Source organism: Bradyrhizobium sp. 26S5 (assembly GCF_036923295.1).
GTDB classification, from domain to species: Bacteria; Pseudomonadota; Alphaproteobacteria; order Rhizobiales; family Xanthobacteraceae; genus Bradyrhizobium; species Bradyrhizobium septentrionale.
The window spans coordinates 3386283-3410647 of sequence record NZ_CP145948.1 but is presented as its reverse complement, the minus strand read 5'-3'; the positions used below and the strand labels follow the sequence as shown (position 1 = coordinate 3410647).

General features: G+C 62.5%; 24 protein-coding genes. 13 read left to right on the top strand and 11 right to left on the bottom strand.

Annotated features, from left to right (window positions below; all coding sequences use genetic code 11):
• Window positions 1-111: 111 nt before the first annotated feature.
• The gene (locus V5279_RS15715) at window positions 112-870 is read left to right on the top strand and encodes a GntR family transcriptional regulator (RefSeq protein ID WP_166293893.1); all 759 of its coding nucleotides are present in this window, start codon (window positions 112-114) and stop codon (window positions 868-870) included.
• Window positions 871-975: 105 nt separating this feature from the next.
• Here the strand turns inward: V5279_RS15715 and V5279_RS15710 are convergent, their stop codons facing one another.
• From V5279_RS15710 to V5279_RS15685, 6 genes are all read right to left on the bottom strand, one after another.
• Complete coding sequence (locus V5279_RS15710; RefSeq protein WP_338698795.1) at window positions 976-2085, bottom strand: Zn-dependent alcohol dehydrogenase; 1110 nt, start codon at window positions 2083-2085, stop codon at window positions 976-978.
• A 36-nt stretch (window positions 2086-2121) separates the two neighbouring features.
• Window positions 2122-2430 carry a DUF6166 domain-containing protein gene (locus V5279_RS15705; RefSeq protein WP_338698794.1) on the bottom strand — a complete coding sequence of 103 codons (309 nt, stop codon included), beginning with the start codon at window positions 2428-2430 and terminating at the stop codon, window positions 2122-2124.
• 28 nt (window positions 2431-2458) lie between these two features.
• Window positions 2459-2656 carry a hypothetical protein gene (locus tag V5279_RS15700; RefSeq protein WP_338698793.1) on the bottom strand — a complete coding sequence of 66 codons (198 nt, stop codon included), beginning with the start codon at window positions 2654-2656 and terminating at the stop codon, window positions 2459-2461.
• A 12-nt stretch (window positions 2657-2668) separates the two neighbouring features.
• The gene (locus V5279_RS15695) at window positions 2669-3046 is read right to left on the bottom strand and encodes a hypothetical protein (RefSeq protein WP_166293883.1); all 378 of its coding nucleotides are present in this window, start codon (window positions 3044-3046) and stop codon (window positions 2669-2671) included.
• Window positions 3033-3830: a fatty acid hydroxylase family protein gene (locus V5279_RS15690; protein ID WP_338698792.1), complete on the bottom strand. Its 798-nt coding sequence runs from the start codon at window positions 3828-3830 to the stop codon at window positions 3033-3035. Before V5279_RS15690 ends, V5279_RS15695 begins: the two co-directional genes overlap by 14 nt.
• A 276-nt stretch (window positions 3831-4106) precedes the next feature.
• The gene (locus V5279_RS15685; RefSeq protein ID WP_338698791.1) at window positions 4107-6236 is read right to left on the bottom strand and encodes an acetate--CoA ligase family protein; all 2130 of its coding nucleotides are present in this window, start codon (window positions 6234-6236) and stop codon (window positions 4107-4109) included.
• A gap of 217 nt (window positions 6237-6453) precedes the next feature.
• Here V5279_RS15685 and V5279_RS15680 point away from each other — a divergent pair, with 217 nt between their 5' ends.
• From V5279_RS15680 to frc, 3 genes are all read left to right on the top strand, one after another.
• On the top strand, window positions 6454-7149 hold the full coding sequence (locus V5279_RS15680; protein ID WP_050387017.1) for a GntR family transcriptional regulator: 696 nt from the start codon (window positions 6454-6456) through the stop codon (window positions 7147-7149).
• A gap of 72 nt (window positions 7150-7221) precedes the next feature.
• Window positions 7222-8955 (top strand): oxalyl-CoA decarboxylase, encoded by a 1734-nt coding sequence (oxc, locus tag V5279_RS15675; RefSeq protein WP_166293879.1) that lies wholly within the window; start codon window positions 7222-7224, stop codon window positions 8953-8955.
• 143 nt (window positions 8956-9098) lie between these two features.
• Window positions 9099-10376 (top strand): formyl-CoA transferase, encoded by a 1278-nt coding sequence (gene frc / locus V5279_RS15670; protein WP_338698788.1) that lies wholly within the window; start codon window positions 9099-9101, stop codon window positions 10374-10376.
• 124 nt (window positions 10377-10500) lie between these two features.
• Here the strand turns inward: frc and V5279_RS15665 are convergent, their stop codons facing one another.
• Entirely contained in the window at window positions 10501-13104 is a 2604-nt protein-coding gene (locus V5279_RS15665) for an MASE1 domain-containing protein (RefSeq protein ID WP_338698786.1), read from the bottom strand.
• Window positions 13105-13495: 391 nt separating this feature from the next.
• Here V5279_RS15665 and V5279_RS15660 point away from each other — a divergent pair, with 391 nt between their 5' ends.
• On the top strand, window positions 13496-13669 hold the full coding sequence (locus tag V5279_RS15660; RefSeq protein WP_338698784.1) for a DUF2147 domain-containing protein: 174 nt from the start codon (window positions 13496-13498) through the stop codon (window positions 13667-13669).
• Window positions 13670-13928: 259 nt separating this feature from the next.
• On the opposite strand, the gene V5279_RS15655 is transcribed toward V5279_RS15660, so the two are convergent.
• The 4 genes from V5279_RS15655 to V5279_RS15640 form a co-directional block, all read right to left on the bottom strand.
• Complete coding sequence (locus V5279_RS15655) at window positions 13929-14552, bottom strand: general stress protein (RefSeq protein WP_338698782.1); 624 nt, start codon at window positions 14550-14552, stop codon at window positions 13929-13931.
• 25 nt (window positions 14553-14577) lie between these two features.
• Window positions 14578-14904, bottom strand: coding sequence for a hypothetical protein (locus V5279_RS15650; RefSeq protein WP_165128486.1), 327 nt, complete (start codon window positions 14902-14904; stop codon window positions 14578-14580).
• Window positions 14905-14984: 80 nt separating this feature from the next.
• Window positions 14985-15137 carry a hypothetical protein gene (locus tag V5279_RS15645; RefSeq protein ID WP_166293873.1) on the bottom strand — a complete coding sequence of 51 codons (153 nt, stop codon included), beginning with the start codon at window positions 15135-15137 and terminating at the stop codon, window positions 14985-14987.
• A gap of 151 nt (window positions 15138-15288) precedes the next feature.
• On the bottom strand, window positions 15289-15498 hold the full coding sequence (locus V5279_RS15640; protein WP_338701204.1) for a DUF3551 domain-containing protein: 210 nt from the start codon (window positions 15496-15498) through the stop codon (window positions 15289-15291).
• A gap of 419 nt (window positions 15499-15917) precedes the next feature.
• Between V5279_RS15640 and V5279_RS15635 the strand changes: the two genes are divergently transcribed.
• From V5279_RS15635 to V5279_RS15600, 8 genes are all read left to right on the top strand, one after another.
• Window positions 15918-16925: an alpha/beta hydrolase gene (locus V5279_RS15635; RefSeq protein WP_338698780.1), complete on the top strand. Its 1008-nt coding sequence runs from the start codon at window positions 15918-15920 to the stop codon at window positions 16923-16925.
• Window positions 16926-17027: 102 nt separating this feature from the next.
• On the top strand, window positions 17028-18323 hold the full coding sequence (locus V5279_RS15630; RefSeq protein WP_338698778.1) for a DUF892 family protein: 1296 nt from the start codon (window positions 17028-17030) through the stop codon (window positions 18321-18323).
• A 78-nt stretch (window positions 18324-18401) separates the two neighbouring features.
• On the top strand, window positions 18402-18770 hold the full coding sequence (locus V5279_RS15625) for an autotransporter outer membrane beta-barrel domain-containing protein (RefSeq protein WP_338698776.1): 369 nt from the start codon (window positions 18402-18404) through the stop codon (window positions 18768-18770).
• A 187-nt stretch (window positions 18771-18957) separates the two neighbouring features.
• Window positions 18958-19095: a hypothetical protein gene (locus tag V5279_RS15620; RefSeq protein ID WP_166293866.1), complete on the top strand. Its 138-nt coding sequence runs from the start codon at window positions 18958-18960 to the stop codon at window positions 19093-19095.
• 264 nt (window positions 19096-19359) lie between these two features.
• Window positions 19360-20643 carry an oxalate/formate MFS antiporter gene (gene oxlT, locus V5279_RS15615; RefSeq protein ID WP_166306519.1) on the top strand — a complete coding sequence of 428 codons (1284 nt, stop codon included), beginning with the start codon at window positions 19360-19362 and terminating at the stop codon, window positions 20641-20643.
• Window positions 20644-20888: 245 nt separating this feature from the next.
• Window positions 20889-22205 carry an oxalate/formate MFS antiporter gene (gene oxlT, locus V5279_RS15610; protein ID WP_029082331.1) on the top strand — a complete coding sequence of 439 codons (1317 nt, stop codon included), beginning with the start codon at window positions 20889-20891 and terminating at the stop codon, window positions 22203-22205.
• A gap of 282 nt (window positions 22206-22487) precedes the next feature.
• Window positions 22488-22922 (top strand): CBS domain-containing protein, encoded by a 435-nt coding sequence (locus V5279_RS15605; RefSeq protein ID WP_166293864.1) that lies wholly within the window; start codon window positions 22488-22490, stop codon window positions 22920-22922.
• Between the two features lie 345 nt (window positions 22923-23267).
• Window positions 23268-24263 carry a nitronate monooxygenase family protein gene (locus tag V5279_RS15600; RefSeq protein WP_338698761.1) on the top strand — a complete coding sequence of 332 codons (996 nt, stop codon included), beginning with the start codon at window positions 23268-23270 and terminating at the stop codon, window positions 24261-24263.
• The last annotated feature ends 102 nt before the right edge of the window (window positions 24264-24365 follow it).

The window sequence follows — 24365 nt, the reverse complement described above, 5'->3', positions numbered from 1 at the left end:
CGCTGCTGTTCGCTGCATACGGCCGGATTCGGCGTAGCGCTGATCGACTGGCCTTGTCAGTGCCATCGGGGCATGTGAGATATCTGCTGTACAGCAGCACGCGTGACCCCGATGGCCGATTCGAACAAGCGATCCAGCACGGTGCGCGCGCGCGCAGCCGGAAGCCGCCGGCCGGCGCGGCGATCGTCCGCCGCCGCCGATAAGCCGCGCGCTGCCGCGCAGGCCCCGCTCCCGCAAGGCGACGTCACCCTCACCGATCGCGCCTATGCCGAGCTGGAAGAGCTGATCGTGACCCTGCAACTGCCGCCCGGCACCGCGCTCTCCGAGCTCGTGCTCGCCAAGCGGCTCGACATCGGCCGTACCCCGATTCGCGAGGCGTTGCAGCGGCTGTCGCGCGACGGCCTCGTCAACATCCTGGCCCGTCGCGGCGTGCTGGTGTCCGAGATCGACCTGCGGGCCCAGCTCCGCCTGCTCGAGGTCCGGCGCGAGTTGGAACGGCTGATGGCGCGCGGCGCCGCCGAGCGCGCCACCAGCGAGCAGCGCGCGCAGTTCACCGAGATCGCCGCCGGCATGCGGCGCGCGGCGGAAAAATCCGACGATCTGCTGTTCATGCGGCTGGATCACCAGTTCAACACACTGATCTCCGCGGCATCACGCAACGAGTTCGCCACCCGCGCCATGGGCCTGATGCACGGCCTGTCGCGCCGATTCTGGTACCAGCATTACAAGGAAGCGGCCGATCTGCCGCTCGCGGCGCGGCTGCATGCCGACGTCGCCGAAGCCGTCGCCGAGCGCCGCGTCGATGCCGCTGGCGCGGCGTCCGACAACCTGATCGACTACATCGAAAGTTTTGCACGTTCGACGCTGTGAGAGCTTGGATCATGATGCGATTGCATGGAATCGCATCATGATCTCATCTCTCTGTTTGAGCATGATCTCTTCGGAAAACCGGATTCCACTTTTCCGGATCGTGCTCTAGAACTCGACGACCGTGCGGATCGAGCGGCCGCGCCGCAACGCCTCGAAGCCATCATTGATGCCGTCGAGGGTGCAGCGGCCGGTGATCAGTTCGTCGAGCTTGAGCCGGCCGTCGAGATAGGCCTGCGCCAGCAAAGGGAAGTCGCGCCGTGGCCGCGCCCCGCCGTAGCTCGAGCGGCGAAATCGCTTCTCGCCCATCAACGCCCCCCAGCGGAAACTCACATCTTGCGTGACGTCGATCTTGCCGAGCCAGATCACCTCACCCCCCGGCCGCACCGCCTCCGCGGTCTGCCGAAACGCCAGCGGATGGCCCGCCGCCTCGAGAATGACGTCAGCGCCCCGCCCGCGCGTCGCCTCCTTTGCGAACTGGACCGGGTCCTGGCGCGCCGCGTTGACGACCTGCGTCGCGCCGAGCGTTCGCGCCAGCGCAAGCTTTGCATCATCGAGGTCGACCGCGATGATCGCACCGGCGCCGGCGAGCCGGGCGCCCTGCACCGCTGCCAGCCCGACCGCGCCGCAGCCGGTGACCATCACGGTATCGCCATAGCCGATGTCGGCGACGTTCAGCGCGGCGCCAACGCCGGTCATGACGCCGCAGCCGATCAGGCACGCACGATCGAACGGAATGTCCTTCGGCACGACGATCGCCTGCTGCGCCGGCAGCACGACATATTCCGAGAACGCGCCGAGGAACATCAGATGCGCCAGGCCGCTGCCGCCCGCGAGCTGCGCCTTCGACGCGCCGTCGAAATGCACGCCTTCCGCGCCCCTGGCGAGATAGGTCTCGCACAGGATCGGCTGCCCACGGTCGCAGTGAAAGCAGTGCCCGCAATGCGGATTCCAGGACAGGATCACGTGATCGCCGGCGCGCACGTCACGCACCGCGCTGCCGACCTCCTCGACCACGCCGGCCGCCTCGTGCCCGAGGATCATCGGCAAGGGATAGCGCAGCGATCCGTCGATCACCTCCAGATCGGTGTGGCAGAGCCCCGCGGCACGCACCTTCACCACGACGTCGGTCGGCATGGGTGGTGCAAGCGAAACGCGCTCGACCGAAAGCGGCGTTCCGCTTTGATGCAGCACCGCCGCGCGACAGGTCAGGGTCATCTCGAAAGGCTCTCTGTCGGAAAAATCAGCGTGGGGTTAGGCCGTCCGCCCGGACCGCAGCGCCGCGACCGCCTCGTCGAGATCGGCGGAGGAAAGTTCCCATTCATTGTCGAAATTGGCGACGACGCGCCGCATGAACGCTTCGTGCAGCGCCTTCGCAGCGGCGGCGTCGTGCAGATGATCATAGAGCAGCGCGAAGGCCAGTTGTGCCGGCTCCGGCCCCTCATAGCTCCATTCAAAACCGTGTTCGGTGAGCCGAAGCTGGTCGTAATGCGCAGACAGCGGCGCGCCGTCGACCAGCACGGAAATGCCGTCGATGGTGCGGTCCCCGGTATAGCTCGCCATCGGCTCCTCCCTGTGCTGCCGCATCATATCAGGATCCCGGCGGACGCATCTTGAGGTCCTTCTTGACAACCTCGGGGAAGATCCACATCGCGACCGTGGCAAACACGCCGAGGAAAGCAACGGCGAAGCTCGGTCCCCGCTGTCCCAGATAGACCATGAAAAAGTATCCACCGGCCGCCGTGGCAAGGCACGCCAGCGACAGCATGAGCTTGATGTGGCTTGGCATCGAGACCTCCCTCTAGGTCATCCAGATGTGAAAAGACGGTGCAGCCACGCCGACGAGCAGCGCAAGCGCCGCAATCATGGCGCAGCAGGACAGGCGCAATCCCGCCCGTCCGTTACGCCACCATTCCGGCAGCGCCTGAAACAGCCCGGGCAGGAACAGGAACAGCACGCCGCCTACGACAACGACCGTGGTCCAGCGCAGCTCGACCAGGGCGAATGCCAGCGTGCCGGCGAGCAGCGTCACCCACAATATCGTCGTCACCGTCACCGGCAGAACGGCGCGTCCGCGCAGTGGATACATCCCGGCCAGTTGCAGGAAGCCGATGCAGCACACGCTCCACAGCAGACCGAACCAGGCGAGGCCGGCGAGGTTGGGTTCAAGCTGCGGCATGCGGCACCGATCGCTCCTTCGCCACGACCCGCGGCGTCCTCGCCGTCCGTCGCATGTCGGTCTTCACGTAGCGCGTGCTGTAGCCGTTGAAGATGTGGCCGAGCAGGCCGCGATTGAGATCGGAGGTGCCCAACAGGCAATCCATCACCGGGAAGGTCAGGTTCATGTTCCGCTCCATCATGATCGACTGGTTGTGATGCGCGGTGTGATGCCGGCGGATGGTGTTGACGAAAGGCATGTTGCGCACGAAGGCATTTTCCTCGACGTGGCAGCAGAAGTGCATGAATTCGTAGATCAGGTACATCGAGGTCGTCGTGGTGATCAGCAGCCAGCCGGTATTGGCCGAGATCACGAGGCCGGCGACGATCGCCGGCGGGATCGACATCAGGGTAAACACCACGAGCGCATAGGGAGGGAAGAAGGTGACGCGCCAGTCGTGATGATCGGCAAAGCGCATTTCCTCTTCGGTGAAGAACTGATGGTGCATCAGCGTGTGGCGGCTGTAGATCGCGCGCAGCAGCGGCACGTTCGACGGCCGGTGCATGACGAAGCGATGCACCGCCCATTCGAAGAAGTTTGCAATCAGGAAGACCGCCGGAATGGTGAGGTATTCCCACCACTTCACGTCATGCACATTGGCCAGGTAGACGTACAGCGCCGTGAAGCCGATCGTGTAGATCAGCACGACGTGCAGCCAGCCATTGTACCAGCCCACCACGCGCTCGCGGTAGGTCGCGCGATATTTGCGCTGGCGGTCGGTCATCCCTGTTGCAGCCAACTCCATCGCGGCTCCCTCCATCATCCTTCATCTGACATATCAGTAGCACATCAGATGCGAAAGGCAAGCTGCCTTGCTGGGCCGAACGCGATCGGGAAAAAGGAATGGCGCGCGGAACCCGCGCAAGACGCAGCAGGAAGCCTGGGCAGGTTTTCGAACGATCGGGCCGATGCCGCCCTTTCCCGCTCACCTCGGCGGCAAGGCTCAGACGGGGCGACCCAATAAAAAGGGCCGCCCCGGACGATGTCCGAGGCGGCCTGTGGTCTTCGATGGATCAGACGATCACAGCAGGCCCGCGCCACGCGCCCACTTGTATTTGGCGCCCAGCACCTCGACCGGCAGTTCGGTCGAATAGGCGTAGGCCGGAATGCCGTTCTGGTAGAGATATTCGGCAGCTTCCTCGACCTCGACGTCGCCGGCGAGCGAGGCGACGATCGGCTTGACGAAGCCCTTCGCCTCCATCTCCTTCTTCACCTCAACCATGTTGCGCGCGAACACCATCGGCGGTGTCACGATCGTGTGCCAGTAGCCGAGGATCAGCGCGTGGATGCGCTCATCCGACAGGCCGAGCTTCACCGTGTTGACATAGGTGATCGGCGGCTCGCCGCCGGTGATATCCACAGGATTGCCGGCCGCGCCGAACGGCGGGATGAACTTGCGGAACGCCGCATCGAGATCCGGCGGCATCGACATCAGCGACAGGCCGTTGTCGACCACGGAGTCGGAAAGGAGCACGCCGGAGCCGCCGGCGCCGGTGATGATCAGGATGTTCTCGCCCTTCGGCGTCGGCAGCACCGGCACGCCGCGGGCGAATTCCAGCAATTGCCGCAGGCTGCGGGCGCGGATCACGCCCGACTGCTTGAACACGTCCTCATAGATCTTGTCGTTACCGGCCAGCGCGCCGGTGTGCGACGAGGCAGCCTTGGCGCCGGCCGAGGTGCGGCCGGCCTTGAGCACCACCACCGGCTTCTTCTTGGAGACGCGCTTGGCGGCCTCCGCAAAGGCGCGACCGTCCTTCAGGTCCTCGCAGTGCTGCGCGATCAGGTTGGTGTTGGGATCCTGCTCGAAGAAGGCGAGCAGATCGTCCTCGTCGATGTCGGACTTGTTGCCGAGGCCGACGATCGCCGACACGCCCATCTTGGCCGAACGCGAGAAGCCGATGATCGCCATGCCGATGCCGCCCGACTGCGACGACAGCGCGGCGTGGCCCTTGACGTCGTAGGCGGTGCAGAACGTCGCGCAGAGATTGGCCGGGGTATAATAGAAGCCGTAGATGTTCGGCCCCATCAGGCGGATGTCGTACTTCTTGCCGACCTCGACGATCTCGGCTTGCAGCTCGGGCGCACCGGCCTCGGCAAAGCCCGACGGAATCAGCACCGCACCGGGGATTTTCTTCTCGCCGCATTCGGCGAGCGCGCCGGCGACGAATTTCGCGGGGATCGCGAACACCGCCGTGTCGATCACGCCTGATACGTCCTTGACGCTCTTGTAGGCCTTGTAGCCGAGAATTTCCTCGGCCTTGGGGTGGATCGGGTAGATCTCGCCCTTGTAGCCGCCGTTGATGAGGTTCTTCATCACCGAGTTGCCGATCTTGCCGTCCTCGGCGGAGGCGCCGATCACGGCAACGCCCTTCGGCTGCATGATGCGGCTCATCGCCGCGACGATCTCCTCGGTCGGGCGCGGCGCCGGGCGCGGCTTGTAGTCGAAGTCGACGACGATGCGGACGTCGGCCGCGATCGCGTTCTTGCTGGTGGCGAACACCGGATTGAGGTCGAGCTCGACGATCTCGGGGAAATCGCTGACCAGCTGCGACACCTTGACGATGACGTCGGCCAGCGCCTCGCGATTGACCGGCTCGCCGCCGCGCACGCCCTTCAGCATCTCATGGGCCTGGATGCCGTCGAGCATCGACAGCGCATCGTCCTTGGTCGCGGGCGCGAGGCGGAAGGTGATGTCCTTGAGGATTTCGACCAGCACGCCGCCGAGGCCGAAGGCGACCAGCTTGCCGAACGAGCCGTCGGTGATCGAGCCGACGATCACCTCGGTGCCGCCGCCCAGCATCTGCTGCACCTGGATGCCCTCGATCTTGGCATCGGCCTTATACTTCCTGGCGTTGGCGAGAATGGTCTCGTAGCTCTTCTCGGCGTCCGCGGCGCTCTTGACGCCGACCACCACGCCGCCCGCCTCGGTCTTGTGGAGGATGTCGGGCGAGACGATCTTCATCACGACCGGGAAACCCATGTCGGAAGCGATCCGGGCGGCCTCGGCCGCCGACTTGGCAACGCCCTCCTTCGGCACCGGAATGCCGTAGGCATCGCACACCACCTTGCCTTCGGGCGCGGTGAGACTCGTGCGCTTGTCGGCCTTGACCGCATCGAGAATTTTGCGGACCGCATCCTTAGAATTTGACATTGGCTTCCTCCTGGGACAGATTTCGTGGCATTTGGTATGCCAAAAACGCAATTGTCAAGGTCGCTTGATGTCGAAAAATATCGAAAAATATAGGCAGCTTGACATTCTGGTATTTGGCATGCCAAAAATCTAGGGTAGTTTCTTCTGCTAAGAAGACGTCTCCAAGAGGAGGAGACGAGTCGTGCCTGAACCGAAACAGACCAAGGCGTCACCCAACATGGCTGACACAGATATCGCCATCGTCCGGATCGCGCCGGAGACGAGCTTCAAGAACAAGGCCTATGAGGCCTTGAAGGAAGCGATCCTGAAGATGGACATCTACGCGACGCCGGAGCCGGTGATGCTCGACGAGCGCGCATTGTCCGAGCGCCTCGGCGTCAGCCGCACGCCGATCCGCGAAGCGATCGCGATGCTCGAGCAGGACGGCTTCGTGAAGACCGTGCCGCGCCGCGGCATCGTCGTGGTCCGCCGCACCAAGGCGGAGATCGTCGACATGATCCGCGCCTGGGCGGCGCTGGAGAGCATGGCGGCGCGCTTGATCACGACCACCGCGCGCAAGAAGGACATCTCGGCGCTGCGCGACTTCTTCAAGGACTTCAGCGACGATCGCCTGCCGCAGGATCACGTCGAGGAATATTCCAAGGCCAACATCGCCTTCCATCAGGCGCTGATCTCGCTGTCGGAATCACCTGTGCTGGTCGACCTCACCAACGACCTGCTGCTGCATGTGCGCGGCTATCGCCAGCTCACGATCGGCCGCAAGGACCGCACTGCGACCTCGCTGCCCGAGCATCTCGGGATCATCGAGGCACTTGAGGCGCGCGACACCGAACTCGCGGAAAAGCGCGCCCGCGATCACACGCTTGGCTTGGCGGCTTACGTCGAGGCGCACGGCCAGGAACTATTCACCTAAGACTTAGAGTTCACACACGCTTCAGACGACATTCAGATCGTCCGAACAAGAACGACCAGGGAGACGATGCCGATGCTGAATACCGCTACGAAGTCCGAGGCACCGGGCACCGAGCAAGAGCTGACTGATGGCTTCCATCTCGTCATCGACGCGCTCAAGCTCAACGGCATCGACACCGTCTATGGTGTGCCGGGTATCCCGATCACGGACCTGGGCCGCATGGCCCAGGCGGCGGGCATTCGCGTGCTGTCGTTCCGCCACGAGCAGAACGCCGGCTATGCGGCCTCGATCGCCGGCTTCCTGACCAAGCGTCCCGGCGTCTGCCTGACGGTGTCGGCGCCCGGCTTCCTCAACGGTCTTACGGCACTCGCCCACGCCACCACCAACTGCTTCCCGATGATTCTGGTCTCCGGCTCGTCCGAGCGCGAGATCGTCGACCTGCAGCAGGGCGACTATGAGGAGATGGACCAGCTCGCGATCGCCAAGCCGCTGTGCAAGGCGGCGTTCCGCGTGCTGCACGCCCAGGACATCGGCATTGGGCTGGCGCGCGCGATCCGCGCCGCGGTGTCGGGCCGCCCGGGCGGCGTCTATCTCGACCTCCCCGCAAAACTGTTCTCGCAGGTGATGAACGCCGACGCCGGCCAGAAATCGCTGGTCAAGGTGATCGATGCGGCGCCGGAGCAGATCCCCTCCCCGTCATCCGTCAAGCGCGCGCTCGACGTTTTGAAGAACGCAAAACGTCCGCTAATCATCCTCGGCAAGGGCGCGGCCTACGCGCAGGCCGATGAGGCGATCAAGAATTTCGTCGAGAAGAGCGGCGTGCCGTTCCTGCCGATGAGCATGGCCAAGGGCCTGCTGCCCGATCTGCATCCGCAATGCGCAGGTGCTGCGCGCTCGACGGTGTTGAAGGACGCCGACGTCGTGATGCTGATCGGCGCCCGACTCAACTGGCTGCTCTCGCACGGCAAGGGCAAGACCTGGGGCGAAGCCCCGAAGAAGTTCATCCAGGTCGATATCGAGCCGAAGGAAATGGATTCCAACGTCGAGATCGTGGCCCCCGTGGTCGGCGATATCGGCTCCTGCGTGTCCGCGTTCCTCGACGCCATGGGCGCGAACTGGTCGGCCGCACCGAGCGACTGGCTCGCCACGGTCGCGAAGAAGCGTGACGACAACGTCGCCAAGATGGCGCCGAAGCTGATGAGCAACGCGTCGCCGATGGATTATCACGGCGCGCTCGGCGCGCTGCGCGCCATCATCGCGGAACGTCCGGACACCATCTTCGTCAACGAGGGCGCCAACACGCTCGACCTCGCCCGCGGCGTCGTCGACATGCACAAGCCGCGCAAGCGGCTCGACGTCGGCACCTGGGGCGTGATGGGCATCGGCATGGGCTATTCGATCGCGGCTGCGGTCGAGACCGGCCTGCCCGTGCTCGCGGTCGAAGGCGACAGCGCGTTCGGTTTCTCCGGCATGGAGGTCGAGACCATCTGCCGCTACAAGCTGCCGATCTGCGTCGTGATCTTCAACAATGACGGCATCTATCGCGGCACCGACGTCAACGTTGCCGGTGACGATCCGGCGACCACCGTGTTCGTCAAGGGCTCACGCTACGACAAGATGATGGAAGCCTTCGGCGGTGTCGGCGTCAACGCCACCTCCCCCGACGAGCTGAAGCGCGCGGTCAATGCGGCGCTGGATTCCGGCAAGCCGACGCTGATCAACGCGGTGATCGATCCGGCGGCGGGCTCGGAGAGCGGTCGCATCGGCAACCTCAATCCGCAAAGCGTGCTGCAGAAGAAGAAGTAGAGCATGATCCGGAAAAGTGTGAAGCGGTTTTCCGAAAAGATCATGCTCAAACAAAGAGCTAAAGCACGACACGCGCTTTAGTCCCCTTCAACCCATTTTCCCTGCGGGTGCAGGGGTAGACCAGAGTACACGGAGCAAAAGATATGACCAAGGCGCTCAAGGGCGTTCGCATTCTCGATTTCACCCACGTCCAGTCGGGTCCGACCTGCACGCAGTTGCTGGCCTGGTTCGGCGCCGACGTGATCAAGGTCGAGCGTCCCGGCGTCGGCGACATCACGCGCGGCCAGCTGCAGGACATCCCGAACGTGGACAGCTTGTATTTCACCATGCTGAACCACAACAAGCGCTCGATCACGCTCGACACCAAGAACCCGAAGGGCAAGGAAGTGTTGACCGCGCTGATCAAGCAGTGCGACGTGCTGGTCGAGAATTTCGGCCCCGGCGTGCTCGATCGCATGGGCTTCCCCTGGGAGAAGATCCACGCCATCAACCCCAAGATGATCGTCGCCTCGATCAAGGGTTTCGGCCCCGGCCCGTATGAGGACTGCAAGGTCTACGAGAACGTCGCGCAGTGCACCGGCGGCGCCGCCTCGACCACCGGCTTCCGCGACGGCCTGCCGCTGGTCACCGGCGCGCAGATCGGCGACAGCGGCACCGGGCTGCATCTCGCGCTCGGCATCGTCACCGCACTCTATCAGCGCACCCATTCCGGCCAGGGCCAGCGCGTCACTGCGGCGATGCAGGACGGCGTGCTCAACCTCGCCCGCGTCAAGCTGCGCGACCAGCAGCGTCTCGCTCATGGCCCGCTCAAGGAATACAGCCAGTTCGGCGAAGGCATTCCATTCGGCGACGCGGTGCCGCGCGCCGGCAACGATTCCGGCGGCGGCCAGCCCGGCCGCATCCTGAAGTGCAAGGGCTGGGAGACCGACCCGAACGCCTACATCTACTTCATCACCCAGGCCCCGGTCTGGGAGAAGATCTGCGACGTGATCGGCGAGCCGACCTGGAAGACCGATCCGAACTACGCCAAGCCGCCGGCCCGCCTGCCCCGCCTGAACGAGATCTTCGGTCGCATCGAACAGTGGACGATGACGAAGACAAAATTCGAGGCGATGGAGATCCTCAACAAGGACGATATCCCCTGCGGCCCGATCCTCTCGATGAAGGAGATCGCGGAAGACCAGTCGCTGCGCGCGACCGGCACCGTGGTCGAGGTCGACCACCCGACCCGCGGCAAGTACATCTCGGTCGGCAACCCGATCAAGCTGTCGGATTCGCCGAGCGAGGTCGCCCGTTCGCCGCTGCTGGGCGAGCACACCGACGAGATCCTGCGCGAGGTGCTCGGCTTCACCGATCACCAGGTCGCCGAGATCCACGATTCCGGCGCGCTCGATCCGCCGCGCAAGCAGGCCGCAGAGTAACGGCTGCACTCGATCAAACGACAAATGGCCGCGGGCAACCGCGGCCATTTTTGTTTGGGGTGGTCGTCGGCTCTCCGCGTCGATAGCGGACCTCAATGAGATCCGCCCGCGATGGTGCGACCGGTCAACTTCTGCGCACAGCGTCAGTCGTGCCTGACGCCAAGGGTATGCCGGACGATCGCGCTGATCTCGGCGGCGCAAGATCCTGGATAAAATCTCTCAGTGCCTCGGTATCGAACGGCTTGCGAAGTATTCTTAGACTCGACGGAGCTGCTTTCGCGGCATCGCTATAACCGGTTGTAAGGGCTATCGGCAAACCCGGATATCGCGACCGAACTTCTCTCGCGAGCCCGACGCCATCGATGGTCCCCGGCATGACGATATCGCTGAAGACGAGATCGATCTTTGTACCGGTATCGAGCAGTTTCAATGCCGCTTCGGCTGAATCTCGATAGATGGTTTCATAACCCAGATGCTCGAACAGCGAGGATGTCACATCCGCCACTTCGGGGCTGTCGTCGACAACGAGAACCGTCTGCCGCTGCGGCTGCCTCGGCTTTGCCCGGGCAGCGGCGAGCTCTTTGCTGGTGATTTGCTCGTCTGCACAGGACGGCAAATAGATTGTAATCGTTGTTCCCTGTCCAACCTTGCTGTCTGCCGTCACCGTTCCGCCCGCCTGGTGCGCAAAACCATAAACCTGGGACAAACCGAGCCCGGTCCCCTTGCCGACCTCTTTGGTCGTGAAAAATGGATCGAACATCTTGGACAGAAGATTCGGCGGAATACCGGTGCCCGTATCGCCCAGTGTTATCGCAAAGAAGGCCTTGCCACGGCGATCGCCGCCGGTGTCCTGATCTGCGGTCACCGCGTGGACGGATAACGTGAATGTGCCGCCGCTTGTCATTGCGTCTCGCGCATTGACGGCGATGTTGACGATCGCAAGTTCCAGTTCGGCGAGGTCAACCTTGACCGGCGCAACACCGTCGCCAACATTCTCGTTGTACACGATGTTGCCACGCAACGAGCTCTCGATCATGGTCCTCATGTTCTTGATGGACGCATTCAGATCAACGACCGTCGGGCTGAGATGCTGGTGACGAGAGAATGTCAACAATTGACGCGTGAGACTTTCGCCGCGTTTGGCTGCGGTTTGTATGGCTTCGATTGCTTTTGGCAGTTTTGGATCGAGCAGGCGTTGAAATATCTGGGCACTGCCTCCGATGATCATCAATAGATTGTTGAAGTCGTGTGCAATCCCGCCAGTCAGCTTGCCGATTGCCTCCATTTTCTGGGACATCGCGAGCTGTTCGCGCGCCTGGACCAGCTTCTCCTCCGCGTCGCGTCGCTCGGTCGCGTCGCGCAGGATACTGATGAAACCGATCAGATTTCCTGCGTCATCACGGCTCGAGGAGACCGAGCCCGTGATGAAAAACGGCGTGCCATTCTTTCTGATACGCCAACCCTCTACGTCGTACTTGCCTCCTTGGATTGCCGACTCCAGCGCGTGTGTCGGTGAACCCGCGCGGCGTTCATCCGGCCGATAAAATATCCCGAAATGCTTGCCGATGATTTCTTCCGAGGTGTAACCGGTGATCTTTTGAGCGGTGCTATTCCAGCTCGTAACGTGTCCTTCCCTATCAAGCGCAAAAATTGCATAGTCGACAACGCCCTCGATAAGGGTTTGGAAGTGCCGTCTGATGTTGTCGAGCGCCAAGGCCTTCCGTTCAAGCTGACTGGTCAGTTCGTCCTGGACGGAAAGCAAATGGGCTTCCCTGGTCTGGCGCGTCGCGATTGCCGCGGCCAGGGCTAGAGGAGGCGCCGATACGCTGATCGAAAGCACGAGCAAGGATAGCAGCGCTCCATTCGGATCCATTTTCGGAAAGGGATCATTCCCCGCCGAGAATCCCCACACTGCCACTCCGATGAAAATCAACGCAGCCGTCGCCACGGTGCATCGGCCGCCGCGCAGGCCGGCCCAGATCAAGGGCAGTAAGACCAGAAAGCCCAGAAGGCTCCGATGCGGCAGCAACACCTCGAGGTCGTTGCTGACGAGGTCGCTCCCGATGAGCGGGCTGTAAGCAACGAGCCCGATGATACCCGCGAGCGCAGCGACCGTGATCGATGCCAACAGGTTCCATTTGGAAAAACTCCCTAAGGGCATCGTCGCCCAGAGCACGATGACCGGAGCAATCACCAGGGCCGCGGCAGCGTCCGCAAGCCACCAGGTCAACCCGGCAACGACAGAATCGGACAAGCTCGATTCGTTGGCGAGCGTGACGCCGGCCAAGGCGATGGTTGAACTGATTATCGTGGTCGGCGCAAAGGAAATGATCGCAAACTTTGCGACACCCGACGGTGTGGCAAACGTCTGGCCCCCGTTCGACCAGCGGCCGATCAGCCATGTCCCGGCAAATGCAGCAAGCAGGCTGCCGATCCCGGCGGCGCCGAACTCCAGGAGCGATCGGTCGGCCATGAGGCAGGGAGAAACGGCCCCCACCAGGATCGCGGGCCAAATCCGGTAGCCGCGCAGCAGGACCAGCGCGAGCGCAAGCCCGGTTGGTGGCCATAGCGGTGTCGCGGTTGGATTGATCGCCGGAAGCAATCGCGCGGATTCGGCAAGGCCACCATAAATCGCGGCAACTATCAGGATTTCGGCCGCGTAGGTGGCAACGCTCCGCGCGTCGCCAAAAGCGAAAATCTTGGCCTTGGCGAACCCTGCCCTTTCCATCGCGAGCCTTTGCAGTGGGCATCTCAAGAATGCGGATGCAGTTTTGACCAAAACATGGCCGCACGATCGTGCGTAGACAGGCGCCAGGCAATTTCGGAACGAGGGGCCATCGGGCAGCACCATTGACCTAACAGCGGCGGTACGCAAGGCACAGCGGCATCCGGAATACGAATCGGCCCGATCCCGCTGCGTGTCGGTGAGATCATCAGCAATCATTTTCCCGGTTGGCGCAAGAACTCTCGCTGCCGCTTTAATGACCGCTTCGGATCAGAAGCGGCGGCAGCGCGCTGTGCGGCCGGGTCGTCTTGCTGAAGGAGCCGACCGACAAGGCCACCGGCAAGCCGCAGCCCGACGACAAGAATGCCGATCCGGCACAGCGGTCCCGGCCGGGATGTCGCTCTTCATCAAACTGGAGCCCGCAGGCCCGAACAAATGGGCCGGCAGGATCTACAACGCCGATGACGGCAAGACCAATGAGAGCTCGGTGACGATGGTCTCGTCGGGCACGCTGAATGTTCGCGGCTGCATGGGAACGCTGTGCGCCGGCGAAGACTGGACGCGGTGAAGGGAATTGGCCCCGCCCCTTCATCGGCCAAGAAGAAAAGCAAACCCAGTCACTCGAGGCCGCCGCATCCGGCGGCCTTCTTTATGACGGCAGTGCTGCCGCGCCGTCAGGCGAATGCGCGCAACGAGCCGGCTCACGTCCCGGCTCGTTCGGCACCGGCGAAGCACCGTGTGCGGCGTCGCCTGGACGCCTGGCCGCCGCTTGAAGGGATCTTTATGGAATAAGCGACGGCTTGCCAGAGCAAGCCGTCGCAACGTTTTTAGCGCAGTGACCCACCGTAGCGCTGCCGCTCCTCGCGAATCTCTTTGGCGCCGTAGGGCTGGCTGGCAGGATCGAACGATTTCCACCCGGCCTTTTGCCAGGCGGCACTCCGGTCACGCAAGTTGACGGACGACTCGTCGAGTATCGTCTCAAGGCGAGACCGCTCCGCGTCCGCTACGCGCGCCGACACGAGCGTACCTCCGCGACGGACTCCTTCCGCGTAGGTGCCCGCGTCCTCTCTTGAAACGCCGGCCTCCGTGAGCGCTCCGACAATTCCGCCCGTAGCTGCTCCCGCGGCAGCTCCAACAGCAGTCGCGGCCAGCCAGCCGGCTGCGACAACGGGCCCAAGACCAGGGATCGCGAGCAAGCCGAGGCCGGCAAGAAGACCGGCGGCGCCACCCAGGCCCGCACCGATGCCAGCGCCCTTGCCGGCACCTTCGGCGCGATCGTCGACACCATCGCGGTCACGATCGACCTTCTTGTCGGTGCTGCTGAACCAGCTATCCGAATTGTTGGCAACGATGCTGATGTCCGAATGCGGCACGCCGGCAGCCTCGAGGCGTCGAACAGCCTGCTGGGCGTCATTGTATTTGTCGTAAAGACGAGAAATCGTAATGGTCATTTTGTACCCTTCTTACTTGGCCGAATTACTTGGCTGAATTGACGTTGCCTTGAAAGTCGACGCTTACCGCAGTGGCCGATCCGCCTTTGCTGGCCTGGCCGCGCCAAACGCCGTTGTCGTCCTTCTTCAGTTCGGTGACGTTGGCGTAGCCAGCATCCTCGATCTTCGATTTGGCTTGTCCTTCGGTGAAACTGTTGCGACCCGCGACAGGAGCGTCGGAGTTGTTCTGACCGGCACTGTTGACCGCGTTGTTGTTCGGTCCGGACTGCGCCGGTGGATTTTGCGCTGAGGCCGGCAACGCCGTGGCAGCCGCCAATAAAGAAATGCAAACGAAAAGGAACGGGCGTTTCATAGTTATCTCCAAGGTGTGAGGAGTGAGCCAAGCCCGCATCGGCGCTTTAGTTCCTCCATCGCCGCGCTGCTTGCCTGCGATCAAGCTCCGAAAAATATCAACCACGTGCCCGCCATGATGAGCCCTGCGAGCGCCAGGCTTACGGCCAGCAGCATCAACATGCCGCGACCGAGCTCGCCCTGGCGCGCTTCGAGTGAAGTCTCAACGATACGTCCGCTCTTGTCTCGATCCATGACATTGAATCCCGCGTTCGAAGGGATGGGCTTGACCGTTAGCTCGCGCGAACAGGAAGCGAAGGAAGAGCCGCAGCGAGCCTTCCGTTGTGCTCAGAGAAGGCTCGTGCCAGCCCGCGGCGTTGGAACTTTGGCTAAGTCCGGTTGAGCATCAGTTAGGCCGACGTTGCCGCGCGAAAGCCGCACGCGGATTGATGCCACATCCGGCATCGCGGCCGGACGCCGATGCCATGCATTGTGCCCGCGTCTGATAGTTGCAGTCGCCCGGATCGGTCTGCTTTCCCTGAAGACACCAGCGATATTCCTGGGCATCCGCAGGTCCCGCGCCATCGAGCACGCCCGCGCCGGCCGTAAGTAACATCAAGACTACAAGCTTGCGCACGGCCGTCTCCCGTTGCTCAGTCAAATCGTCCTATGGAATCCCAATCGGGCCTTGCGAGGTTCGTTCCTAATCCTGCCGTGCCGCAGCTCTTCGCAGTGCTAGGAACATATGGTTGCGCCTCCTGTTGCGTCTGCACGACATGACCGCCATGGCACCGCCGGAACTGTCCTCGATGAGTTCAAGGCCGCAACGTTGTTGGCTACGAGATCGTTGAGGACCAAATCGATCCCAGCTTTGTGGGTGCCCCATCCGGCCGGCCTCGAAACGCCTCCGGGATGCACATGAAACTCCGGGACAAAGAAGCCGGCGTCATCAAGGTCGTGATCAGACCAGGACGTTAATCCGGCGACGCCCCCTCCCCGTCTCGAACGGCTGGCTCCGTCCAGCGGAAGTATCACATGCGCATACTGAAAAAACGTTCGCCATCGCTAGCAACCAGCACCTTTCGTGCTCTGAAGGAATATCCGATCGCGTCCACCGTAGTCGCCACGATCGGCTTGATGGCTGCCGCTGCGGTCGTCAATCAACGACTTGCCGACAAGGCGCAACGCGATCATCCGCCACAAGGACGTTTCATCGAAATCGACGGTGTCCGCCTGCACTATGTCGAACGCGGGTCCGGCCGGCCTCTGGTCCTGCTTCATGGCAATGGCAGCATGATCCAGGATTTTGAGACAAGTGGTCTCATAGATCTCGCAGCCAAGCACTATCGCGTTATCGTGTTCGATCGCCCGGGCTTCGGCTACAGCCTGAGGCCCCGAAATGTCGTATGGACCCCCGCCGCTCAGGCTGATCTCTTCAGGGACGCGCTTGCGCACCTTGGCGTCGAAAAGGCGATCGTGCTCGGACATTCCTGGGGAGCTTCCGTTGCAGTCGTCTTGGCAAGCAAGCATCCCTCAATGGTCGAAGCCCTCATACTGGCATCGGGATACTATTTCCCGACGGCGCGCACCGACGCGATCATGGCGATGACCGGGCCGGCGATACCTGGTTTCGGTGATATCCTCAGTCACACAATTTCCCCGATCCTCAGCCGTATCATGTGGCCTGCCATGCTACGGCAGCTTTTCGGACCGAAATCCGTCCCTCAAAAATTCGACGGCTTTCCAAAATCATTGGCCGTGCGCCCATCGCAACTTCGCGCCAGTGCCGCCGAGGCTGCGCTAATGGTTCCTGCGGCGATCCTGTCCGCGAAGACCTACGGTGAACTGGCCATGCCGGTCGTCATCCTGGCAGGCGAGGATGATCGCCTCATCGACATCGACGAGCAGTCCGGCAGGCTGCATGACGAGATCAAGCACAGCAAAATGCACCGCCTCCCGAGAGCCGGCCATATGATCCAGCAGTCGGATACGGCCGACTTGATGGCTGCGGTCGACGAAGCCGCAGCGGAAACGCTGCATTGAAAACGTTCTGAGCAGAACTGATTGCGGCGCGAGTGGAATTAGGAACGTTCAACACAGCGTCCAGTTGGCCTCGAGCTTTCCCTGCCAATCAAAGGTCTTTCAATGTACCATCACGTCAAAAAGCTCATGTTCACGGTCCGGGTCGATGAACCCGATCCTCGGTTCGGCAATATGCTGCTGGAACAGTTCGGCGGCGCCAACGGCGAGCTGGCGGCCGCCATGCAATACTCCATTCAGGGCCTCAATTGCGAAGATCCGGATCGCAAGGATCTCTTGATGGATATTGGAACCGAGGAATTGAGCCACCTCGAAGTCGTCGGCTCCCTCGCACGCCTGCATCTGAAGCCCTCGAAGTTCGATCGCGAAGCGGCGGAAGCCGATCCCTTGATCGCGATTGCCGGCGGGGGCGGCGTCAATCTGTTCAACTCGCAAGGCAACGCCTGGACGGCCGACTACCTCAAGATCACGGGCGAGCTTGACGTTGATCTGCGCAGCAACATCGCTGCAGAAGCGCGCGCCAAGATCGTCTATGAACGACTGATCAATTTCTGTGATGACGCCGGCACCAAGGATGCGTTGCAGTTCTTGATGACGCGGGAAATCACTCATATGAAGGCGTTCGCGCTTGCGCTTGAGAGTATGGGCAAGCCCACGTTCAGCATCGGCCGTATCGCTCCTACGCCAGGCCTTGTCGACCAGTTCTTCAACGATTCGACCGGTTCCGGCGACAACGGTGAAATCGACACCCGAGGTCCCTGGAACGAGGGTGATGCTTGGGTTTTCATGGAATCACCGGCCCTCCAGAGCGGCGATCCCGGCGCGACACCTTCCATCGTTGCCGAGAGTTCCCCGTCCGAAGCTTTCGTTGGCTTCGACGATCTGTTGATCGATCAGCTGCGGGATCTCCTGCATGCCGAGAAACAACTGACAAAGGCGTTGCCTGAGATGATCGAGGCGGCACGCTATGACCAGCTCCGCGAGCTCTTCACAATTCATCTGGCCGAAACCGAAGCGCAGGTCGACCGTCTCGACGAGTGCTTCGGGTTGCTAGGCAAGAAGCCGCGCGCCAAGCCCTGCAAGGGTATGCAGGGACTTGTCGAAGAGGGCGGCGAAGTGATCAAGGAGAGCGCCAAAAAGGACGATGCAGCCGCGGATCTTGCGCTGATCGGCGCGGCACAGCGTGTCGAGCACTACGAAATCGCGGGTTACACGACTGCCCGCAACCTCGCGCAGCAATTGCGGTACGGTGCTGTCGTCGCGCTGCTCTCGAAGACGTTGGCGGAAGAGGAGAACGCGGATCAGCTGCTCAATCAGGTCGCGCGCTCACTGATGTCGGTTGCGAAAATGCCCGCCGCTATTGAGCAGACCTTGTCCGAAGATGAGCCCACCGCGGGCTAGATCATCTTCAGAGTATTGATATTGAAGCAAGGTGGCCCCACGGCGCCACCTTGCTTCGTTCGCCGTCGTCGACACGCCATGGAAAAACGACCTGTTCGCCCCGCTTCAGCCGTCGAGGCCGAGCTTGCACAGCGGCGGAATCGTATTCCCGCGAGCTTTGCCAGCAATCTCGCGCTCGCCCCCGGCATGCAGCTGACGCCGCGGGCCTCGGTGGCCTGGCAATACGCCTTCGGCGACGTGACCCCGACGGCGGCGCTCGCGTTCCAGAACCTGGGAACCGGTTTCAGCGTGGCCGGTGTGCCGCTGGCGCGCAATGCGGCGCTGGTCGAAGGCGGGCTCGACCTCAAGGTCACGCCGCAGGCCAGCCTCGGCATCGCCTATGTCGGTCAGCTCGCCGGCCGGGTGCAGGATCAGTTGGTAAAGGCCAATTTTAGCTGGAGATTCTGACCCTTAGGGGTCCGGATTCGGTCCGCGGCCTCCTCAACCTGGGATGCCAATCAGCCGGTTTTGCTGCAATGCACAGTCACGAATGCTGCTATGCAAACAAGGCCGTTGCGTCTGGCATCTGGTATACATAATTTGGCTGCAGATGATGAGCCGGCCCGTTGCTGGCTTCCAGCCAAAGGGGACACCAATGTCCAAGACCACCGCTTTCGCGCTCGCGCCCTCCTCCACCCTGTTCAGCCGCCTGCTGGCCTCGATCGACCGCCTGCTGATGAAGAGCGCGGAGATCTCCAACCGCAATGGCGACCTGCCGCGCTTCGGCCTCTAGGCAAGGGTTTTCCGGCACTCTCCACCGGATGCGGCTTTCGTCGCGAAACCCGACCTGACATTCAACCTTCGACCAATGGCCCCGATTTCCGGGGCCATTTTCTTTGCGCGCTGAATTACTGTCCCGCGATGCCCACTGAGTCCCGTGCGGCATAAGCGCGCGTTACCGCTGCGACAGCTTGAACCTTGGCATATCAGATACCAAGATGCCGGTCGCGCGCCATAAGCAACGACAAGGGCGCACTGGGAGGATCAATTGGCGGACATGGTTCAGGCAACTGCGGCTCCGACGGCCGCGCGTGTCAGCGACACATATCGTTGGACGCAACTTGCGATCGGCGTCGCCGCGATGGTGATGATCGCAAACTATCAATACGGGTGGACGTTCTTCGTCCCCGACATCCAGAAGAAGTTTGGATGGGATCGCGCATCGATCCAGTGGGCCTTTACGCTCTTTGTGCTGTTCGAGACCTGGCTGGTGCCGGTCGAGGGCTGGTTCGTCGATAAATACGGTCCGCGCATCGTCGTCCTGGTCGGCGGCATCCTCTGCGCGATCGGATGGGCGATCAATGCGCAGGCGACCACGCTGAACGGCTACTATCTTGGCATGATCGTCGCTGGCATCGGCGCCGGCGGTGTCTACGGCACCTGCGTCGGCAATGCGCTGAAATGGTTTCCCGACAAGCGCGGACTTGCCGCCGGCATCACCGCCGCCGGCTTCGGCGCGGGCTCGGCGCTGACGGTCGCGCCGATCCAGGCGATGATCAAGGATTCCGGCTTCCAGACCACCTTCCTCTATTTCGGTCTCGGCCAGGGCATCATTATCGTGCTGCTCTCCTTCTTCCTGCTGGCGCCAAAGGCCGGACAGGTGCCGGCGGTCGTGGCCAATGCCAACATCATCCAGACCCGGCGCAACTATCAGCCGACCGAAGTGCTGCGGCAGCCGATTTTCTGGCTGATGTACTTCATGTTCGTGATCGTCGGCGCCGGCGGGTTGATGGTGACGGCGAACCTGAAGCCGATCGCGGTCGACTGGAAGGTCGACAGCGTGCCGGTGACGCTGATGGCGGTGACGATGACGGCCGTGACCTTCGCGGCGACCATCGACCGCGTCCTCAACGGCCTGACGCGTCCGTTCTTCGGCTGGATCTCCGACATGATCGGCCGCGAGAACACGATGTTCATCGCCTTCGGCATGGAAGGCTTCGGCATCTGGATGCTCTACCTCTGGGGACACGATCCGGTGTGGTTCGTGCTGCTCTCGGGCTTCGTGTTCTTTGCCTGGGGCGAGATCTACTCGCTGTTCCCCTCGACCTGCACCGACACGTTCGGCAGCAAGTTCGCCACTACCAATGCGGGGCTGCTCTACACCGCGAAAGGCACCGCGGCGCTGCTGGTGCCGATCGCCAACTACATGCAGCAGTCGTCGGGCAGTTGGGACAGCGTGTTCATCATCGCGGCAGGCGCCAACATCCTCGCCTCGCTGCTGGCGATCGCGCTGCTCAAACCGTGGCGAAAGATCGTGGTCGCGAAATCGGCTATGGCCTGAACAACGACCTCACTCCTGCTGACGAAAGCGCCCGGCCAAAAGCCGGGCGTTTTCATTTCTTCCAGAGCATTTTCGAGCGAAATGGATGCCGGTTCCGGCTCCGCGCGCCAGATTTGCTGCGACGCAGCAGAAAGATGGGCTTGCTTTCTGGAATATAGTATACCAACTTCCGCCGAGCGCTTGCGACGATACGCCACAATAATTGCGACACTCGGTCACAAGACCAGCGCGCTCGGGAGGACTTGATGGTTTCCAGCAATACTGCCGTCACACAAGATCAACCTTCGTCCAGTGGCTTCCGCTGGCTGCAGCTCGTCATGGGCATCGTCTGCATGGCGATGATCGCGAACCTGCAATACGGCTGGACGCTGTTCGTCGACCCGATCGACGGCACGCATCATTGGGGCCGCGCGGCGATCCAGTTCGCCTTCACGATCTTCGTGGTGACCGAGACCTGGCTGGTGCCGGTCGAGGCCTGGTTCGTCGACAAATACGGCCCGCGGATCGTCATCATGTTCGGCGGCGTCATGATCACGCTGTCCTGGGTGCTGAACTCGTACGCTGATTCACTCACCATGCTCTACGCCGCGGCGGTGATCGGCGGCATCGGCGCCGGCTCGGTGTACGGCACCTGCGTCGGCAATGCGCTGAAATGGTTTCCCGATCGCCGCGGCCTTGCCGCGGGCGCAACGGCCGCAGGGTTCGGCGCCGGCGCGGCGCTGACCGTGGTGCCGATCGCCAACATGATCGCCTCGAGCGGCTATCAGGCCGCGTTCTTCGATTTCGGCATCGGGCAAGGCCTGATCGTGTTCCTGCTCGCCTTCTTCATCCAGAAGCCTGCGGTCACGATCCCGCCGAAGAAGAAGCAGCTCAATCTGCCGCAGACCAAGATCGACTTCACGCCGCCGCAAGTGCTGCGCAGCCCGATCTTCTGGGTGATGTATCTGGTGTTCGTGATGGTCGCCTCCGGCGGCCTGATGGCGGCGGCGCAGATCGCGCCGATCGCGCACGACTACAAGATCGCCAACACGCCGGTGACGCTCGCCGGCTTCCAGATGGCGGCGCTGACCTTTGCGATCTCGCTCGACCGCATCTTCGACGGTTTCGGACGGCCGTTCTTCGGTTGGGTCTCCGACAATATCGGCCGCGAGCACACCATGTTCATCGCGTTCGGTACCGGCGCGCTGATGCTGCTGACGCTCTCCACCTGGGGCCACAACCCGCTGGTGTTCGTGCTGGCAACCGCGGTCTATTTCGGGGTGTTCGGCGAGATCTACTCGCTATTCCCGGCGACCTGCGGCGACACCTTCGGCTCGAAGTTCGCGACCACCAACAACGGCATGCTGTACACGGCAAAGGGCACCGCCGCGCTGCTGGTGCCGGCCGCCAGCATCGTCGCCGCCAGCTATGGTTGGCAGGCGGTGTTCGTGATCGCGGTCGCGCTCAATGCCACCGCGGCGCTGATGGCGCTGTTCGTGGTCAAGCCGATGCGCCGCGCCTTCATCCACGGCAACGAGGCTGCCGCCGCAACGGAAACCGCGACGAGCGCCAAGACCGCTTGATGTGACGGCCTGATTTGACGGGCCTGATTTCGAGACCTCCTCCCGAACTGACAGAGGCGCACTTCGGTGCGCCTCTTTCTTTTGGCGCACGTAGGCATGCCAGATACCAATGAGTCGGGGCGGCCGGAGATCCGGTCGCTCATCTCAGCTCACAATCGTCCGAAATGTCAGCGTCCCTGCCTATTTCAGCGGTTTCCTGGTGGTAGATTTCTGCAATGGCTGCGTTGACAATTGGTATTTTGTATACCAGAATCCTGTCAACGATAACCCAAGGAGGTTGCCATGCAAGTCGGAGATATCCTGCGCAAGAAAACCCCTCGCGTCGCCACGGTTCGCATGAACGAGACGGTCGCGATCGCCGCGCAACTGATGCGCGCCAGCAATATCAGCGCGCTGGTGGTTAAGGATGTCGTTCGCACCGAAGGCAACACCGCGGTCGGCATGTTCACCGAGCGCGACGTGGTGCGCGCGGTCGCCGAGCACGGCGCAGCCGGCGCCAGCATGAAGGTGTCGCAGTTCGTCTCGGTGCAGCAGCTGGTGTCGTGCACCTCGACCGACACGCTCGAGCACATCCGTCATCTCATGACCAAGCACCACATCCGCCACGTGCCGGTGATCGACAATTACAGCCTGATCGGCGTCGTCAGCATGCGCGACATCGCAGCCGCGTTCGACGAGGAAACCGCCGCGTCGATGAAACAGGCTGTGCCAGCGTAACGCGCATCATCTTGCCTTGCTCTCAACAGAGCGTTTTCGAGCGAAGTGGATACCGGTTCGCGTGAAGAAAACGCGTCAAGATGAATCGAGAGCTCCGTTCCGATTCAATCGGAACGGAAATAGCTTGAGGCGCTGCGTGTCGAACACCAGCGCCTGAGCAATTGACCGAAAGCTTCGAGCCCGCCCTCACCTGACCGCCGCGCGCCCCTTCATTTCCGCATGGGCGCGCCGCCGGCGGCCGGTAGACATTTGCCTGTCAGGACTGCATCCTTCCGCTCGAGATCAAAAACAAACCGTGCGCGGCCGTCCACGTCGCGGAAAATTCCAGCGGAAACCGAGGGCAGAATGATCAAGACACGTTTCACCGAGATGTTCGGCGTCGACCACCCGATCGTGCAGGGCGGCATGCAATGGGTCGGGCGCGCGGAGCTGGTTGCTGCCGTCGCCAATGCCGGCGCCCTCGGCATGATCACCGCGCTGACCCAGCCGACGCCGGACGATCTGCGCAAGGAGATCGCGCGCTGCCGCGAGCTGACCGACAAGCCGTTCGGCGTCAACCTGACCATCCTGCCCGCGATCAAGCCGCCGCCCTACGCCGAGTATCGCCAGGCCATCATCGAGAGCGGCATCAAGATCGTCGAGACCGCCGGCAACAAGCCGCAGGAACATGTCGACGAGTTCAAGAGGCACGGCGTCAAGGTGCTGCACAAATGCACCAGCGTCCGCCACGCGCTGTCCGCCGAGCGGATGGGCGCCGACGCGATCTCGATCGACGGCTTTGAATGCGCCGGACATCCCGGCGAGGACGACACCCCCGGCCTGATCCTGATTCCTGCCGCCGCCGACAAGGTGAAGATCCCGATGATCGCCTCCGGCGGCTTCGGTGACGCGCGCGGCCTCGTGGCTGCGCTGGCGCTCGGCGCCGAAGGCATCAACATGGGCACGCGCTTCATGTGCACCAAGGAGAGCCCGATCCATCAGCTCGTCAAGGAACGCATCGTCGCCAATGACGAGCGCGAGACCGAGCTGATCTTCCGCACCATGCGCAACACCTCGCGCGTCGCCAGGAATGCGATCTCGACCAAGGTCGTGCAGATGGAGAAGGAAGGCGCCAAGTTCGAGGACGTCCGCGAGCTGGTCGCCGGCGCCCGCGGCAAGATGGTCTATTCGACCGGCGATGCCGACGAAGGCATCTGGTCGGCCGGCCAGGTGCAGGGCCTGATCCACGACATCCCGTCCTGCGGCGAACTGATCTCGCGCATCGTCCACGAGGCGGAAGCGATCATCCGCGAGCGGCTGGAAGTCATGATGTCCGGCAGCAAGCGCCAGGCCGCGGAATAGGCGTCCAGTAGTGATCCGTCACCCTGAGGAGCGCGAAGCGCGTCTCGAAGGGTCGACGGCCACCGGCCGGGCCGTGCATCCTTCGAGACGCCGCTTCGCGGC